This is a genomic window from Turicibacter sp. TJ11 (genome assembly GCF_021497505.1).
GTDB lineage: Bacteria > Bacillota_I > Bacilli_A > MOL361 > Turicibacteraceae > Turicibacter.
Map to the genome: position 1 here is coordinate 2,315,781 of NZ_CP069349.1, position 14,883 is coordinate 2,330,663.

14 protein-coding genes and 1 riboswitch are annotated in these 14,883 nt (G+C 32.1%); of the genes, 9 read left to right on the plus strand and 5 right to left on the minus strand.

Going from position 1 to position 14,883, the window contains the following annotated elements:
- Positions 1–191: 191 nt before the first annotated feature.
- From treP to treR, 3 genes are all read left to right on the plus strand, one after another.
- Positions 192–1,595, plus strand: coding sequence for a PTS system trehalose-specific EIIBC component (gene treP, locus JRC48_RS11100; protein WP_235069567.1), 1,404 nt, complete (start codon positions 192–194; stop codon positions 1,593–1,595).
- A gap of 183 nt (positions 1,596–1,778) precedes the next feature.
- Positions 1,779–3,431 carry an alpha,alpha-phosphotrehalase gene (gene treC, locus JRC48_RS11105; protein ID WP_235069568.1) on the plus strand — a complete coding sequence of 551 codons (1,653 nt, stop codon included), beginning with the start codon at positions 1,779–1,781 and terminating at the stop codon, positions 3,429–3,431.
- Between the two features lie 89 nt (positions 3,432–3,520).
- A complete protein-coding gene (gene treR, locus JRC48_RS11110; RefSeq protein WP_235069569.1) occupies positions 3,521–4,267 on the plus strand; it encodes a trehalose operon repressor in 747 nt (248 codons plus the stop codon).
- Positions 4,268–4,989: 722 nt separating this feature from the next.
- Here the strand turns inward: treR and JRC48_RS11115 are convergent.
- Genes JRC48_RS11115 through JRC48_RS11125 form a run of 3 tightly spaced genes read right to left on the minus strand, consistent with a single transcriptional unit; the run spans position 4,990 to position 7,595 of the window.
- Complete coding sequence (locus JRC48_RS11115) at positions 4,990–6,078, minus strand: hypothetical protein (protein ID WP_235069570.1); 1,089 nt, start codon at positions 6,076–6,078, stop codon at positions 4,990–4,992.
- Positions 6,079–6,093: 15 nt separating this feature from the next.
- Positions 6,094–6,900: a hypothetical protein gene (locus JRC48_RS11120; protein WP_235069571.1), complete on the minus strand. Its 807-nt coding sequence runs from the start codon at positions 6,898–6,900 to the stop codon at positions 6,094–6,096.
- A 2-nt stretch (positions 6,901–6,902) separates the two neighbouring features.
- A complete protein-coding gene (locus JRC48_RS11125) occupies positions 6,903–7,595 on the minus strand; it encodes an ABC transporter ATP-binding protein (protein ID WP_235069572.1) in 693 nt (230 codons plus the stop codon).
- Positions 7,596–7,911: 316 nt separating this feature from the next.
- On the opposite strand from JRC48_RS11125, the gene JRC48_RS11130 reads away from it, so the two are divergent.
- Both JRC48_RS11130 and JRC48_RS11135 read left to right on the plus strand, forming a co-directional pair.
- Entirely contained in the window at positions 7,912–8,169 is a 258-nt protein-coding gene (locus JRC48_RS11130) for a hypothetical protein (RefSeq protein ID WP_235069573.1), read from the plus strand.
- 111 nt (positions 8,170–8,280) lie between these two features.
- Positions 8,281–8,787 (plus strand): YbhB/YbcL family Raf kinase inhibitor-like protein, encoded by a 507-nt coding sequence (locus tag JRC48_RS11135; RefSeq protein WP_235069574.1) that lies wholly within the window; start codon positions 8,281–8,283, stop codon positions 8,785–8,787.
- 194 nt (positions 8,788–8,981) lie between these two features.
- Here the strand turns inward: JRC48_RS11135 and JRC48_RS11140 are convergent, their stop codons facing one another.
- Complete coding sequence (locus tag JRC48_RS11140) at positions 8,982–9,194, minus strand: hypothetical protein (RefSeq protein ID WP_235069575.1); 213 nt, start codon at positions 9,192–9,194, stop codon at positions 8,982–8,984.
- Positions 9,195–9,590: 396 nt separating this feature from the next.
- Here JRC48_RS11140 and JRC48_RS11145 point away from each other — a divergent pair, with 396 nt between their 5' ends.
- Entirely contained in the window at positions 9,591–10,241 is a 651-nt protein-coding gene (locus JRC48_RS11145) for a deoxynucleoside kinase (protein ID WP_235069576.1), read from the plus strand.
- Positions 10,242–10,261: 20 nt separating this feature from the next.
- Positions 10,262–11,437: a NupC/NupG family nucleoside CNT transporter gene (locus JRC48_RS11150; RefSeq protein ID WP_235069577.1), complete on the plus strand. Its 1,176-nt coding sequence runs from the start codon at positions 10,262–10,264 to the stop codon at positions 11,435–11,437.
- A 24-nt stretch (positions 11,438–11,461) separates the two neighbouring features.
- On the opposite strand, the gene JRC48_RS11155 is transcribed toward JRC48_RS11150, so the two are convergent.
- Positions 11,462–12,688: a cation:proton antiporter gene (locus JRC48_RS11155; RefSeq protein WP_235069578.1), complete on the minus strand. Its 1,227-nt coding sequence runs from the start codon at positions 12,686–12,688 to the stop codon at positions 11,462–11,464.
- Positions 12,689–12,758: 70 nt separating this feature from the next.
- Positions 12,759–12,817: riboswitch (Fluoride riboswitch) on the minus strand.
- Positions 12,818–13,055: 238 nt separating this feature from the next.
- On the opposite strand from JRC48_RS11155, the gene JRC48_RS11160 reads away from it, so the two are divergent.
- Both JRC48_RS11160 and JRC48_RS11165 read left to right on the plus strand, forming a co-directional pair.
- Entirely contained in the window at positions 13,056–13,358 is a 303-nt protein-coding gene (locus tag JRC48_RS11160) for a hypothetical protein (protein WP_235069579.1), read from the plus strand.
- A 236-nt stretch (positions 13,359–13,594) separates the two neighbouring features.
- The gene (locus tag JRC48_RS11165) at positions 13,595–14,881 is read left to right on the plus strand and encodes an IS256 family transposase (RefSeq protein ID WP_235069580.1); all 1,287 of its coding nucleotides are present in this window, start codon (positions 13,595–13,597) and stop codon (positions 14,879–14,881) included.
- Positions 14,882–14,883 lie beyond the last annotated feature (2 nt).

The window sequence follows — 14,883 nt, forward strand, 5'->3', positions numbered from 1 at the left end:
AATAATAAAAAAATGTAAACGCTATACGAATAAAGATTGACAAACATATACGTATAAGATACAATGAAAGCGTCATAAAAAACTCTAACATGTACGTATACTTAAATAAAATTTTCATTTAAAAACGTATTCATGTACGTATATGTTGAATATAGTGTCGAAAATTGATTAAATACTTCAGGAGGTCTACTATGGGGAAATATCAAGTAGAAGCACAACAATTATTAGAATTTGTTGGTGGGAAAGATAATATTTCAATGGTTACACACTGTGTGACACGTATGCGATTTGTATTAGTTGATCCATCACGTGCGAACATTGAAAAAATCGAAGCGTTACAATTAGTTAAAGGAACATTTACACAAGCAGGACAGTTCCAAGTTATTATTGGAAATGACGTATCAGTGTTTTACAATGATTTCAAAGAAGTTGCAGGAATTGAAGAAGCGAGTAAAGATGATGTCAAAGAAGCGGCTAAATCGAACATGAGTGGGATTCAGCGCTTAATGGCAAATTTAGCTGAAATTTTCTCACCATTAATTCCTGCTATCATTATCGGGGGGTTAATCTTAGGATTCCGTAATATCATTGGTGATGTTAAGATGTTCGAAGATGGAACGAAGACTTTAGTTGAAATGTCTCAGTTCTGGTCTGGAACGTATAACTTCTTATGGTTAATCGGTGAAGCTATTTTTCACTTCTTACCTGTTGGTATTACATGGGCAGTTACAAGAAAGATGGGAACAACACAAATTCTTGGGATTGTTCTTGGGATTACATTAGTTTCTCCACAATTATTAAATGCTTATGCAGTAGGTGGAGATTCTGTTGCACCAATTTGGGATTTTGGATTTGCACAAGTTGAAATGATTGGGTATCAAGCTCAAGTTATTCCAGCTATGTTAGCCGGATTTACGTTAGTTTATTTAGAGCGATTCTTCAAAAAAATCACTCCAAATGCGATTTCAATGATCGTTGTTCCATTCTTTGCTTTAGTTCCAACTGTTTTATTAGCTCATACAGTACTTGGTCCAATTGGATGGACAATCGGTTCTTGGATTTCTAATGTGGTTTACGCTGGTTTAACATCAACATTCTCTTGGTTATTTGCTGGAATCTTTGGATTTGCTTATGCACCATTAGTTATCACGGGATTACATCACATGACAAATGCTATCGACTTACAATTAGTAGCAGAATTTAATGGAACAATGTTATGGCCAATGATTGCTTTATCAAATATTGCTCAAGGATCAGCTGTTTTAGGAATGATTTATGTTAACCGTAAAAATGAAGAAGAAAAACAAGTTTCAATTCCTGCTTGTATCTCAGCTTACTTAGGTGTAACTGAACCAGCGATCTTCGGAATCAATATGAAATATGGCTTCCCATTCTTAGCAGGGATGATTGGTTCAGCAGTAGCAGCAGTTATTTCGGTTGGAACAGGTGTTATGGCTAATTCAGTTGGAATTGGTGGATTACCTGGAATCTTATCGATTCAACCACAACATATGTTAATGTTTGCGGTAGCATCACTTGTAGCGATTGTTGTCTCATTCGTTTTAACAGTTATCTTTGCTGCTAAAAAGAAATAAAACTACAATGAAAGAATCAGTTTCAATAACTTATCTTTTATTAGTTGTGTAATGAAAATAAAAAATTGTTTTAAAAAATAACAGATGGATAATATAGTAGTACCTTGTTCATTCTTCATGTGCTGAGAAAAAAGAGGGGATTCTGTATTATCCATTTCATGTTAATGTAGAGGAGCTTGAAAAATGAAAGATTTTAAGAATAGTGTTGTTTATCAAATTTATCCCAAATCATTTAATGACTCAAATAATGATGGATTTGGAGATTTACGCGGAGTTGTTGAAAAGTTAGACTACTTACAAGGGTTAGGTGTTGATTATATTTGGTTAACACCATTCTTCGTATCACCACAAAACGATAACGGATATGATATTGCGGATTATTACAACATTGATCCAGCTTATGGGACAATGGAAGATTTCGAGATGCTTGTTGAAGAAGCAACAAAACGTAACATTAAAATCATGTTAGATATGGTATTTAACCATACGTCAACGTATCATGAATGGTTTAAAAAAGCGTTACAAGGAGACCAAAAGTATAAAGATTACTATATCTTTAGAAAAGGTGAAAATGGAAATCCTCCAACAAACTGGGTTTCTAAATTCGGTGGAAATGCATGGGAGTATGTAGAACATTTAGATGAATATTATTTGCATTTATTTGATGTAACACAAGCCGACTTAAACTGGGAAAATCCTGAGTTACGCCAAGAGATTTACAATGTCGTTAATTTCTGGATTGAAAAAGGAGTTAAAGGATTCCGCTTAGATGTTATCAACTTAATCTCAAAACCAGATACACTTGAAAATGATTATGTTGGAGATGGACGTCGCTTCTATACAGATGGGCCACGTATCCACAAACATTTAAAAGAATTAAATGAAAATACATTTGGTAAACATGAAGATATTATTACAGTTGGGGAAATGTCTTCAACAACGATTGAAAACTGTTTAAAATATTCAAATCCTGATGAAAAAGAGTTAAGCATGGTCTTTAACTTCCACCACTTAAAAGTTGATTATAAAGATGGGGATAAGTGGAAATTAAAAGAATTCGACTTCGAAGAGTTAAAACACTTATTTAATACATGGCAAACAAGTATGATGGAAGGCAATGGATGGAATGCAGTCTTCTGGTGTAACCATGATCAACCACGAATTGTTTCTCGTTTAGGTGATGATAAAAACTATCATGAACAATCCGCTAAGATGTTAGCAACTACGGTTCATTGCTTACGCGGAACACCTTATATTTACCAAGGTGAAGAAATTGGAATGACAAATGCTTACTTTAACGATATGAATAAATATCGTGATGTTGAAAGTTTAAATTACTACAACATCTTAAGAGAACAAGGGCATACAGAGGAAGAAACATACGATATTATCATGGCGCGTTCTCGTGATAATTCACGTACTCCAATGCAATGGAATGATGAAGTAAATGCTGGATTTAGTGAAGCAACACCATGGTTAAGTGTAATCGATAACTATGAAACAATTAACGTGAAAAACAACTTAGAAAATGAAAATTCAATCTACTATCACTACAAAAAATTAATTGAATTAAGAAAGCAATATGAAGTTATTGCCGAAGGAACATATGAACCAATGTTACCGGATCATGAAGCTGTTTATGCGTATCGTCGTACGTTAAATAATGATGTTTTAATTGTTTTAAACAACTTCTATGGAAAAGATACACAAGTGACATTAGATCTTGAAGATGTAAAAGATTATCAATGTTTATTATCTAATTATGAGGCAAAAGAGTTAACTCAACAATTAACGCTTCGTCCGTATGAATCAGTTGTGTTTTATAAAAAAGGATAAAATGAAAGGGACTGCATGATAAGTGTGTAGTCCCTTTTGTATGTTGAGATATAGTTATCCACATGATAGAATAGATGGGGTGATTAAGAATGAAAAGTAAATATATTAAAATATATGATGATATTTTAAATAAAATAGAAAATAGCATTTATAAAATTGGGGATAGTTTGCCATCAGAAGCTGATTTAATGAGAGAATATGAAGCATCACGAGATACTGTACGTAAGTCATTAAATATGTTAGTGACCAATGGTTATATTACAAAAGCACGTGGAAAGTTAGCCACTGTTAATGATATTCATAAACTTAATTTTCCCATTGCTAAAATTACAAGCTTTTCAGAGTTATCTAATCAAGAGCATATGGATAGTAAAACACTATTAGAAGAATTCCAAGTCGTTAAAAACAATAAATACATTATGGAAAAGTTAAATTTGACAGAGGAACAAGAGGTGTGGAGTATTTTAAGATCACGTCAAATCGATGGGGAACGTGTGATCTTAGATCAAGACTATATTATGCGTGATGTCATTAATGACTTAACTGAGGACATATGTACTCATTCGATTTATAAATATATTGAAGAAGAATTAAATATTCAGGTGGGTTATGCACAAAAAGAGATTACAGTTCAAAAAGTTTCAGAACTTGATCGTAAATACTTAGATATTAAGGATGATGAAATGATTGTCGTTGTTAAAAGTTACACGTATTTAACTGACGGGCGCTTATTCCAATATACGATCTCAAAACATCGTGCCGATCGATTTAAATTCGTTGAATTTGCTGTTAGAGCCAATCCTAATGTCCTACCATCTTCATTTAATATGAAATAACTACTTAATAGTAGCCTTTATTTCATATTAAAAATGTCCACACTAAATTTAGTGTGGACTTCGAAATAGGAGCGCAAAATCAGATAAAAGGAGGAACTCTGGTTAGATGTTTGGCTATAGACTAACCATTAATAGTTTCTACGGAATTTGACAAATTATTTATAGATTTTAAAAATTAATCAGTTGTTAATAAAATAGATTTTGATACTTCTGTAAAAACTTATTTACAGATCGTTTTTTCACTGATTTTACTGTCAGTTATTTAACTATTAAATAGTTAAATAAACGGAAAAAATTGACGAAATATGGCATTTCGTGTTATAATACGTATGAGAATCAAGAAACGTTTTTCCGTTTTAGGTAGTGGTCACAGATCAAAATATCGGTGCGAGCTGCTAAAAGAAAAGTAGCTTTTTTGTTTTCGTATTGATTCTATTTTAGTAATCACGGACGATAGACTTATATCAATAGATAACCAATTCATTCACTGTTAACTCCCAATTACGTTGAATGAAAATAATAAGTAAAATACGAGCTCCCAACTCGTTATCTGTTTTACTTATTCTCATTAATTTAAAAACTGCCCATTTTAAATTAATAACTCCCAATATGATGTATTATTACCCAAAACGCCTTTAATTTAGATATGAGAACCGTGAAATAAAAAAAGTCATCATAACACCTTTTGTGTATGATGACTTTTTTTGTTGAATTCTCACGTCTTAATCCTTATTTTTAAATTGATAACTAGACACTAAAACTTGATTAGGTTGAATATTGATTTTTCCTTCGTATACTATTTGATTAGCCTTAGGGTCAAGGACTGAGATATATTGTGATCGATGATTAATTTGATATTCTTGATAAATCGTATAAATTAAACCGTTGTTTACGATTACTTCTTCTGCTGATAAAAAATCATTCATAAAAGTTGGAGTCTGCATAGGAGTTAACTCAATGATTTGATTTTGATCATCAAACGTTGCTTTCATTAATCCAGAGTAGTCAACTAAGAAAAATAGTTCATCTTCGACGGTAGCCATGTGATAGATGGAAGCATATTCATTTATCCCATTTATTTGATAGGTTTTTTGTTCATTTGTTTCAATATTAGTAGCGGTTAGTTGGCTAGATTCATATGGTAATCTATAGATAAATCCGTCGTGAATGGTAATCGATGACCAATCAGGCATCTCCTCTTCATTTTTAAGTGTTAAGGCTAAAGTATCAGGATTAATTTCATAGGTCAAAACACGTTCATTTGTATTACCGTCATAACCATAAACAGTTGCAATATAATAGAAATTCCCATTATGCTCAGTTAAAAATTCGCTCATAATATTTTCACCGTATTTAACAGAGTCAAGTATCACTTCTTGAGTATTGATTTGATTGGTTTCTTTGTTTTTAGAACGAATGAATAAAACAGGTTTTGTATGGTTATAAAAGTAGGAAGAATTAAATTGAGCAGTCAGTAATAACTGATCCGTTTCTAAGTGTTGCGCCCACACCATATTTCGGTATAATTCTCTATTTTCTAAAACGTCTTCGCCTACTAAATACCTAGAATCATATTGAGTAGGGGTGACTTCAACTTTTTCACCGGTAATGGTTACTTTTGAATAATTGTTTTGATCAACCTTAGTGATCCCCTCTAATTTTATTTCATTTAACACTTCAATGTCACCGACTAATGTTTCTAAGCGATAATCCGTTGAATAACTCGTTGAGTCTTGATGGCTGATAAGACCTAAAGCGCCTAATGATAGTAAACTTGCACTAGTTAATGCAATGATATGATATAGCTTCATTCTATTAACCTCACTTTAAATTGAAACTTTTTTGTTTAATAACCAATAACAAATAAATAAACTGATGACACTTGCTCCAATTACAAATCCATAATTGACAAAGAATCGTTCATCAAAGAATAAGTTTAGCGTTTGAGTATAAACGTATAATACGATGTTCATGATTCCAAAAATTGTTCCCGCAATAATACCAATGACTTTTTTAGAACGATCACATAAAACAAAAACTGAAATCAAACTAAACATTAAAATAATAAATAACGTCTTATAAATAAAATCTCTGATTGAGAGAGGCAAAATCATCTCAATATAGTAAGATTGACTTAGCATTTGACTGAGTAGGTGATGATTCACTGTTCCTTCAGGAAGAATAGATTTCATGAGTAAGGCACCGATTCCTAGATTTAATAAAATAACACCGTAATAAGTGAAAAAAGAACCTAAGATGACAACTAGTTTGGATAACAAGATAGAAAAGCGATGTCCTTTTAAGGAAAGAAGCAAATAAATACGTTTTGATGTTCCAAACCACTCTTTATACCATAAATAAAACGTAACACAAATGAGTAATAAAGCGAAAAATATATAAGATAACGGTAAAGATACTGTCTGATCAAAAACCTGGTTTAAGCTTAATTTTCCATATTCCTCAACATATTCGGTGACTGATGTATTTATAATTTGAGGTAACATATTAGTCTTGAAATTACTAATTGATCGATAAAATAGGAGTGTTGATAAAGCAGTTAAACTAATAAACAATGTAGCTAACCAAGGTAATATTTTTTTTATTTCAATCTCAACTAACGTTAAAAATTTCATTTTTACACCTCACCATATAAAGTTCTCATTTTTTCAACAATACTTAACCCTTCGGCTTCCGCTTCTTTTTTTGAGAAGTTAGCAAAGATTTGTCCCTCTTCAAGTAAAATGACATAATCGGCTAAATCTTGAACTTCATCAATTTCATGGGTTGTAATAATCACCGTCTGATTTTCCTCTAAAAATTCAGATTTTAAGATGCTTATAAAGGATTGTCTAGTAAAGACATCAATACCGCTAAACGGCTCGTCTAATAAGAGATAAGGGGCATTCTGACAGATGCCAACAATGAGATTAAATCGAGCTAAATTACCTTTTGATAATTCCTTTAGCTTTTGGTTCGTAGGTACTTTAAAGAATTTAATCATCCGTTCAGCTTTTTTCATATCAAAGCCAGAATAAAATATCTTTGCAAACTCTAGATTTTGAAGAGCCGTCCAACCTAAATCATGAATTGGAACATCTGGCACATAAGCTAATTTATTTATATTTTTCTGATTAATTTTTTCCCCATCAACTAAGATTTCTCCGCGATTAATAGGTGTAAGTCCCATAATTGATTTCATCGTTGTACTTTTTCCTACACCATTTAATCCAAGTAAACATGTAATCGCCCCCTTCTTAAATTTAATGGAAATATTATCGAGGACGACTTTTCTTCCATAACGTTTTGTGACATTCCTTAATTCAAGCATGAATACTCTCCTTTATTGCTTTCAAATTTTTGTATGTGAGTAGTATAACATGTAAATATTAAGAAAAAAATACCAAAAATATGAGGAAATTATGAAGAAAATAAAAAGAGAGTCATAGTAGGGGAAGATAAAAAAAAGAATCCAATTTGATGATCACCAACAGAACTAATGACATTAATTTAGATAGCATATCGCTTAATTTTGTATGAGGGGGTGTGCTATAGTTATGAATAGATAATACAGACTTTAACTCCAACTAAAAATGCTGAGTTATTAGATAAAAAGACTACTAATATTAAAAAGGGGTGTTAATTGAATGTTTAATGATGTTTTTTTACTTCAACATAGCGATGAACTTAGAATATATGATTATTTTAGTCGTGAACCGTTAGCTTGTGTCAACTTAGGGGAATTTGTTGAAATTGAGCCATATGGTGAATATGTGACGATTTCTGGTGTATTAAAAAAGGACTCGATGACTAATAAATTGTATTTATGCGATCGAAACGATTTTATATGTGACGTTGAGTATCAAATGGTTTATGAAAAAGTATGTGTTCATAAAAATAATTAGACATTAAGAGAGATTAGTTAAGATAATCTCTCTTTCATTTTGTTGAAGCATTTCTATTAATTTAAAAGAAAGTAGCCTATAATAAAAATAATAAAGAAAGGAGAGAGTACGATGAAACTAAGTAGTACAGGAATTATTAATGGAATAATTGGGGATCGATACGGAGATCGTGGACCAATGAACGAGTATGACATGCCAACCGTTTCACTTCCGTTAAAGATTGAAGATGCTCCAAAAAATACAATTTCTTATGCCTTAGTCCTAGAAGATAAAGATGCTTTTCCTGTTTGTGGATTTTCGTGGATTCATTGGACAGCTGCAAATATTACTAAGACGGAACTTCAAGAAAATGAGAGTCAACACGCAACTGATTTTATTCAAGGTGTGAATAGTTGGATCAGTGAACAAGGGGGATGCGTTCCAGCAAAAGCGTGTAGTTATTACGGAGGAATGGCGCCGCCGAGTGAGCCGCATACTTATGAACTACATGTCTATGCTTTAGATACGCTGCTTGATTTAAAGCCAGGATTTAATTACAATGAACTTTATCATCAAATGGAGGGTCATATTTTGGATAAACAAACACTAAAAGGAATTTATTTAAATACCAAAGCATAAAAAATACCCTGTTTTTGACTGATTCATTCAAATCGATTTTCGTAAGATAAACGTTTTAAGATTTAATGCTTAATCAGGTAAATCTTCAGATCAAAAGGAAAAGCGGTTTGTTTTTATTGATAAGGTTATATATTAAAAGGATACTAATTTAAAACTAGTATCCTTTTAGTATAGCTACATGGGCTAAAATGCTGTTATTTTACTCGTTTAGGATGAAATAAATATCCTAAAACAGAAGCGAGTAACGTTAAAGTGGTACAGTAAAAAAATAACTTCCATGTTTGAGTTAATAGCGTTTGAGTATTTTTGAATAAAAAGATAAGTGCTACATTAAAAAGAAGAAAACTAACACTTAGCAAGCTTCCGATGATGCTAATGAAGCGAAGAATTCTTAAATAATTGATCATAAAATATCCCCCAAAAACAAAATGCTAGTTATGATTCAATATCTTATCAAATAAAAGACGATGAAGTTTGTCGATGAAACGAAAAAATTTTATTTGTGGATAATTTTATTTTTAAAAATGAAATGTAAAGGTTATTTTTTATTTTTTAATTTTAAAAAAGTTGATACGACTAAAAGGATTCATATCTGATCAAATAGTTAATGATATTTGAAGTGAAAAAAGTGAGTTGTGGATAAAGTTTATGGTGAAAATTGGACGATGAATATCATGTGATTTTATTATTTTTTTATGCTATTATGTAGAACGTGCTATTTTTTTGAGGAACTTTATCAATTTATTCCTCTCAAAAAAATGATGAGATAGTGATAACGTTATGAAAGGTAAGGGTGAAGAATGTTGATTACAATCGGAGCTATGATAGGAGCAGGAAAAACAAGTTTAGCGGAGCTTGTAGCAGAGCATTTTAATTCAGAAGTATTTTATGAAAGTGTAGATGATAACCCGATTTTACCATTGTTTTATACTGCTTCTGATGAAGAAATTCAAACGAAGAGATATCCGTTTTTATTACAATTGTGGTTTTTAAATACTCGATTTAAAAGTATTAAAGAAGCTTTAGTTCATGATAATAATGTATTAGATCGTAGTATTTATGAAGATTGGTATTTTGCAAAGGTTAATAAAGATTTAGGACGTATTTCAGAGTTAGAGTTAAATTTATACGAAAGTCTTTTAAATAATATGATGGAAGAATTAAATGGATTGCCTAAAAAATCACCGGATTTAATGATTTATTTATCTGGAAGTTTTGAAACAATTATTGAGCGCATTAAAAAACGTGGTCGTGAGTATGAGCTAGATGAAAGTTTAGTTTCATATTACTATGAGTTATGGAAAGGGTACGACAACTGGATCGAGAAACATTATGATGCAAGTGAAGTACTTGTGATTAATATCGATGAAATTGACTATGTTAATAATGAAGAGGATAAGAAAAAAGTATTGTTAATGATTGAAGAAAAATTAAATGAAATTCGTCAGCATTAACCAAAAAGTGAGGAGACATCATGAATATCATCTTTAGTTTAGTTGCGATTGTTAGTTTATTGGCCTTAGCGTTTATTTTATCAACAGATAAAAAGAAAATTCAGTTACAAACAGTTATTATGGGGCTTTTACTGCAAGCTATTTTAATTTTCTTTGTGATTAAAGTACCTATTGGTCAGTTTTTATTAGAGAAATTAGCACTTAGTGTGAATCAACTCATTCAAATGGGAATGGAAGGTGTCGATTTCGTTTTTGGAGGAATCTCAGATGGCTACGTTTTTGCGATTAATGTATTATCACTCATCGTTTTCACCTCAGCATTAATTTCTGTTTTATACTTTTTAAAAATTATCCCATTTTTAGTTAAATATGTTGGGAAATTTATTGCTCGTTTAATGAAGACAACTGAAGTAGAAACATTTTGTGCCGTTGCTAATAGCTTCTTAGGTGGAACAGAGGCACCACTAGTTATTAAGCCGTATTTACCAAAACTAACAAAATCAGAACTTTTTGCTGTGATGGTTGGTGGTTTTGGTTCAGCATCAGCTAGTATTTTAGGTGGATACAGTATGATGGGAATTGATATGAAATATTTATTAATTGCCGTATTTACTGTTCCATTTAGTACGTTAATGGTTTCAAAGGTGATGCTACCTGAAACAGAAACCTCAAAAACAGTGAATGCTGAAATTGTTGGATCAGAGTCTAAAACATTATTTGAAGCTATTTCAGAAGGAACAAGTAATGGACTAGGATTAGCGCTTAATGTTGGAGCGAGTTTAATTGCCTTTGTCGGGCTAATTGCGATTGTCAATGCCTTTTTAGGGTTATTCGGTGTGAACTTATCCACATTATTCGGTTATATCTTTTTACCTGTTGCTTATTTATTTCATATTCCATCAAGTGAGGCCTTTACGTTTGCTTCATTAATTGGAACAAAGCTAAGTATTAATGAATTTGTTGCTTATGAAGAGATGGTTAATGTCATGAATATGTTATCACCTCGAACGATTGCCATTTTATCAGTTGTTTTATGTAATTTTGCAAACTTCTCGGTGATTGGAATTCAAGTAGGTGCGTTCGCATCGTTAGCTCCAGAACGTAAAGGTGAGGTTGCTACTTTAGGAATTAAAGCTTTGATTTGTGGAACTATTTCTACGTTAATCACAGGAGCTATTTTGGGAATCTTTTTATAATCAATACTAAAAAAGGATTAACGATTAATGGTCGTTAATCCTTTTTTTATCTTCTGTGTGAAGTAAATGATCACTTGTTAATTTAATTCCAATAGCACCGATTGGAGCTGTAATTAAGACGCTTAAAATAGCGATGGCTTGCATAATCTCGCCTCCTACAACTCCCATTTGTAATGGAATCGCTGCTTTAGCCGACTGTACCGTTGCTTTAGGTAAATAAGCAATCATACAAAAGACTCTTTCTTTTAATGATAAATCAGTTCCAATTAATGAGACAAGCACCCCAAGTGAGCGAATAGTTAATGAAATTGATAAAATGCCCAATCCAATCCAAAAGAATTCTCCTACAAGTGTTGGATTGATAGCCATCCCGACGAAAGCAAATAGATATAATTTTCCTATTTTCCAAATGGTATTCATCTGATCTAAAATCATTTGAGAGCTATCTATAATATAATTACGAATAAAAAAACCATAAATCATTACAGTTAATAATGAGTTAAATAGTTCAAGACCAAAGTGGGTTTCAATTAGACGCATCATCAAACATAATCCAAAAGAGATCATCACTTTCCCAATTGACGACTTAGTACGTTCAATGATAGGTTTTGAGAGTTTGTAAGTGATAATCCCAACGATAATACTGATGATGATAGTTAGTGGAATTAGAAGTAATTGTGTAGAAATTGAAAATGTTTGATCAGTTGTTTTTTGAAGATAAATACTTAAAAACGTGGTGAATAACGTAATAGCAATCGTATCATCTGCACTAGCACCAACTAATAACATTTGTGGAATAGCCTTATCTTGTCCAACGCGTCGATGAATTAAGTCAATCATAGAAGGAATTAAGACAGCAGGGCTAACTGCTGCGATAATAAAGCCTAAAATAGCCCCTTGAATAAAACTAAAATTTAGAAGTAACATGGCCATTAAAGCAACCGTAAATCCTTCTAGTGTAGCGGGAATGATACTTAGTAAAATAGCAGGTCGACCAATTTGTTTCATTTGAGATAAGCTGATGCCAAGACCTCCAATAAATAATACCGCTACTAGGGCGATATCTTTTAAAGTGGGCGCAAGTGTTAGGGTGTCTTCAGGAACAAGATTAAAAAATGCCGGACCTATCAGCATTCCAAAAAGCATCATTCCTATTAATGAAGGTAACTTCACATATTCAACTAATCTTCCACAGTAGTAAGCAAGTCTTCCTATGATCACTAAACTCATGATCATAATAACTAATGTCATAATACATCCTCCTTATTATATGGTTTGCAAAAAAAAGACTCCTACTCTTTAATCCATGACAAAAAAGGATTGAAGAGTAGGAGTCATTAGCTTTCGCGGTTAAAGGTGAACTCCATCACCTATTTGATACTTTTATTATATGGTGAGTAGAGGCGTTTGTAAATTAAAAAATGAAATATTTATTCAACAGATTATTTACTGATTAACCGGTTATGAACAGCCATAGATTAAAAGATAAAGGATTTATGAAAAAGAGAGTCACTTATTGAGTTAACTAATGCGAAAATATTTTTTTCGACTAAAAAGTCGATTTTTTTTACTATGACCGTGATATAATCCCCATAAGAGGGATAAAGGAGGAAGAAAATTGAAATATAATGTAGAATCAATTAATGAAAGAATTAAAGCTTTACCAATGGAAAAAGATATTTTTAACTTAGAAAAGGGATTAGATATTGTTATTCATGAATTTTTAGATGAAGTCAATGATCATAAAGGAACTATTTGTGATGTAAAAGACTTAGAAAAACATACAATTTATCGTATTCACTTTACGGGAACAGCTTATCAGGTAGAGGTTATTACAGCTAATCCTAAATCGATGATGTTAGATCATCAAATGGACACAGTAAAAGAAGCGATTGATTTTGTAATAAATACTATAAACTAGAGAAAAAAGCTTGATGACATTAACGGTCATTAAGCTTTTTTTATATTTAATATAAAGATCTTATTCATGATAGAGGAAGATAGGCATTCTATCATATAGGGATTAGTTACTCTAGATTTATATAGACTAAATGGGTAATAAAAAATCAAAAAAAATGAGAGGTTGTAAAATAAAGTGTGTAAACTCTTAGAACTGTTACCATAATAAGTTAACTATTTTCGAAGGAGTTTATTGTTATGACAAGAAAAGCTGCAATGAATCAATTATTTAATCTTATTCAAGATGAATACGAAATTAAATCAGCAGGGGATATCGAAGCTGCTCTATTAGACATGTTTGGAAGTTTTATCGAAAAAGCATTAGAGGCTGAATTAGACCAACATCTTGGATACAGCCGTTACGATTTTCGAAACAAAGCCACTTCAAATACAAGAAATGGACGGAAACCTAAAACCGTTCAGACTCGACTCGGAGAAACAACCATCCAAGCTCCACGAGATCGAGAAGGTTCATTTGAGCCTCAAATCATTCCTAAGCGTCAAACGAATGTTATTGGAATTGAGGATAAAATTTTAGCGCTTTATGCGAAAGGCTTATCAACACGCGATATTTCTAAAGCTTTAGAAGAGATTTATGGCTTTGAAGCGTCACATGAAACGATTTCCAATGTTACGGATAAAATCATTCCGTTAATTCAAGATTGGCAAAAACGTCCCTTAGAAGCTGTCTATCCGATCATTTATTTAGATGCTCTTCATGTCAAAGTAAAGGACGGAGTAGGAGCCTCAACTAAAGCTGTTTATTGTATCATAGGCGTCTCTTTAGATGGTCGTAAAGACGTTTTAAGTCTCTCGATCGGAGAATCAGAAAGTGCCTCTTATTGGATGAGTTTATTAGATGAATTAAAGGCTCGTGGTGTGCAAGATATTTGTATCGCTTGTGTCGATGGTTTAAGTGGTTTTAAACAAGCCATTCAAGCTGTTTTTCCTCATGCGCTCGTTCAACGTTGCTTAGTTCATTTAATCCGACAATCAACCCAATTCGTTTCCTATCAAGATAGAAAATCATTCTGTTATGATTTAAAACAAATCTATCAAGCCATCAATCGGCAAGCTGCAGAACAAGCCTTTGAGACCTTTAAGGATAAATGGAATCCTAAGGTGCCTTTAGCCGTTAGAGTGTGGGAAAATAACATCGAAGAGATTTATCAACTGTTTCATTTCCCTCAAGAAATACGAAAAATGATCTACACCACAAACTCTATTGAAAGCTACAATAGTCAATTAAGAAAAGTTCTAAAAGGTAAAGGAGCTTTCCCAAATGAAATTTCTGTGATGAAATTAATCTATCTTCAAACCATGGGTCCCCTGGCAGAGAACGAAGTGAACAATCCTCCACTGCTAGGGAATGAAAGTCACGAAGAAATGGCAACGTCAACTTTCAAACTGGAGTCAAATATTAAATCAATTATTAATCTTATATCCCGATCGTTTAACACCCTTTATATAATTTTAAAAAATTAGTT

Bases quoted from the DNA above. Each gene is read 5' to 3' on its own strand.
- treP (WP_235069567.1), top strand. From the start codon at position 192: ATGGGGAAATATCAAGTAGAAGCACAACAATTATTAGAATTTGTTGGT.
- treC (WP_235069568.1), top strand. From the start codon at position 1,779: ATGAAAGATTTTAAGAATAGTGTTGTTTATCAAATTTATCCCAAATCA.
- treR (WP_235069569.1), top strand. From the start codon at position 3,521: ATGAAAAGTAAATATATTAAAATATATGATGATATTTTAAATAAAATA.
- JRC48_RS11115 (WP_235069570.1), bottom strand. From the start codon at position 6,078: ATGAAGCTATATCATATCATTGCATTAACTAGTGCAAGTTTACTATCA.
- JRC48_RS11120 (WP_235069571.1), bottom strand. From the start codon at position 6,900: ATGAAATTTTTAACGTTAGTTGAGATTGAAATAAAAAAAATATTACCT.
- JRC48_RS11125 (WP_235069572.1), bottom strand. From the start codon at position 7,595: ATGCTTGAATTAAGGAATGTCACAAAACGTTATGGAAGAAAAGTCGTC.
- JRC48_RS11130 (WP_235069573.1), top strand. From the start codon at position 7,912: ATGTTTAATGATGTTTTTTTACTTCAACATAGCGATGAACTTAGAATA.
- JRC48_RS11135 (WP_235069574.1), top strand. From the start codon at position 8,281: ATGAAACTAAGTAGTACAGGAATTATTAATGGAATAATTGGGGATCGA.
- JRC48_RS11140 (WP_235069575.1), bottom strand. From the start codon at position 9,194: ATGATCAATTATTTAAGAATTCTTCGCTTCATTAGCATCATCGGAAGC.
- JRC48_RS11150 (WP_235069577.1), top strand. From the start codon at position 10,262: ATGAATATCATCTTTAGTTTAGTTGCGATTGTTAGTTTATTGGCCTTA.
- JRC48_RS11155 (WP_235069578.1), bottom strand. From the start codon at position 12,688: ATGACATTAGTTATTATGATCATGAGTTTAGTGATCATAGGAAGACTT.
- JRC48_RS11165 (WP_235069580.1), top strand. From the start codon at position 13,595: ATGACAAGAAAAGCTGCAATGAATCAATTATTTAATCTTATTCAAGAT.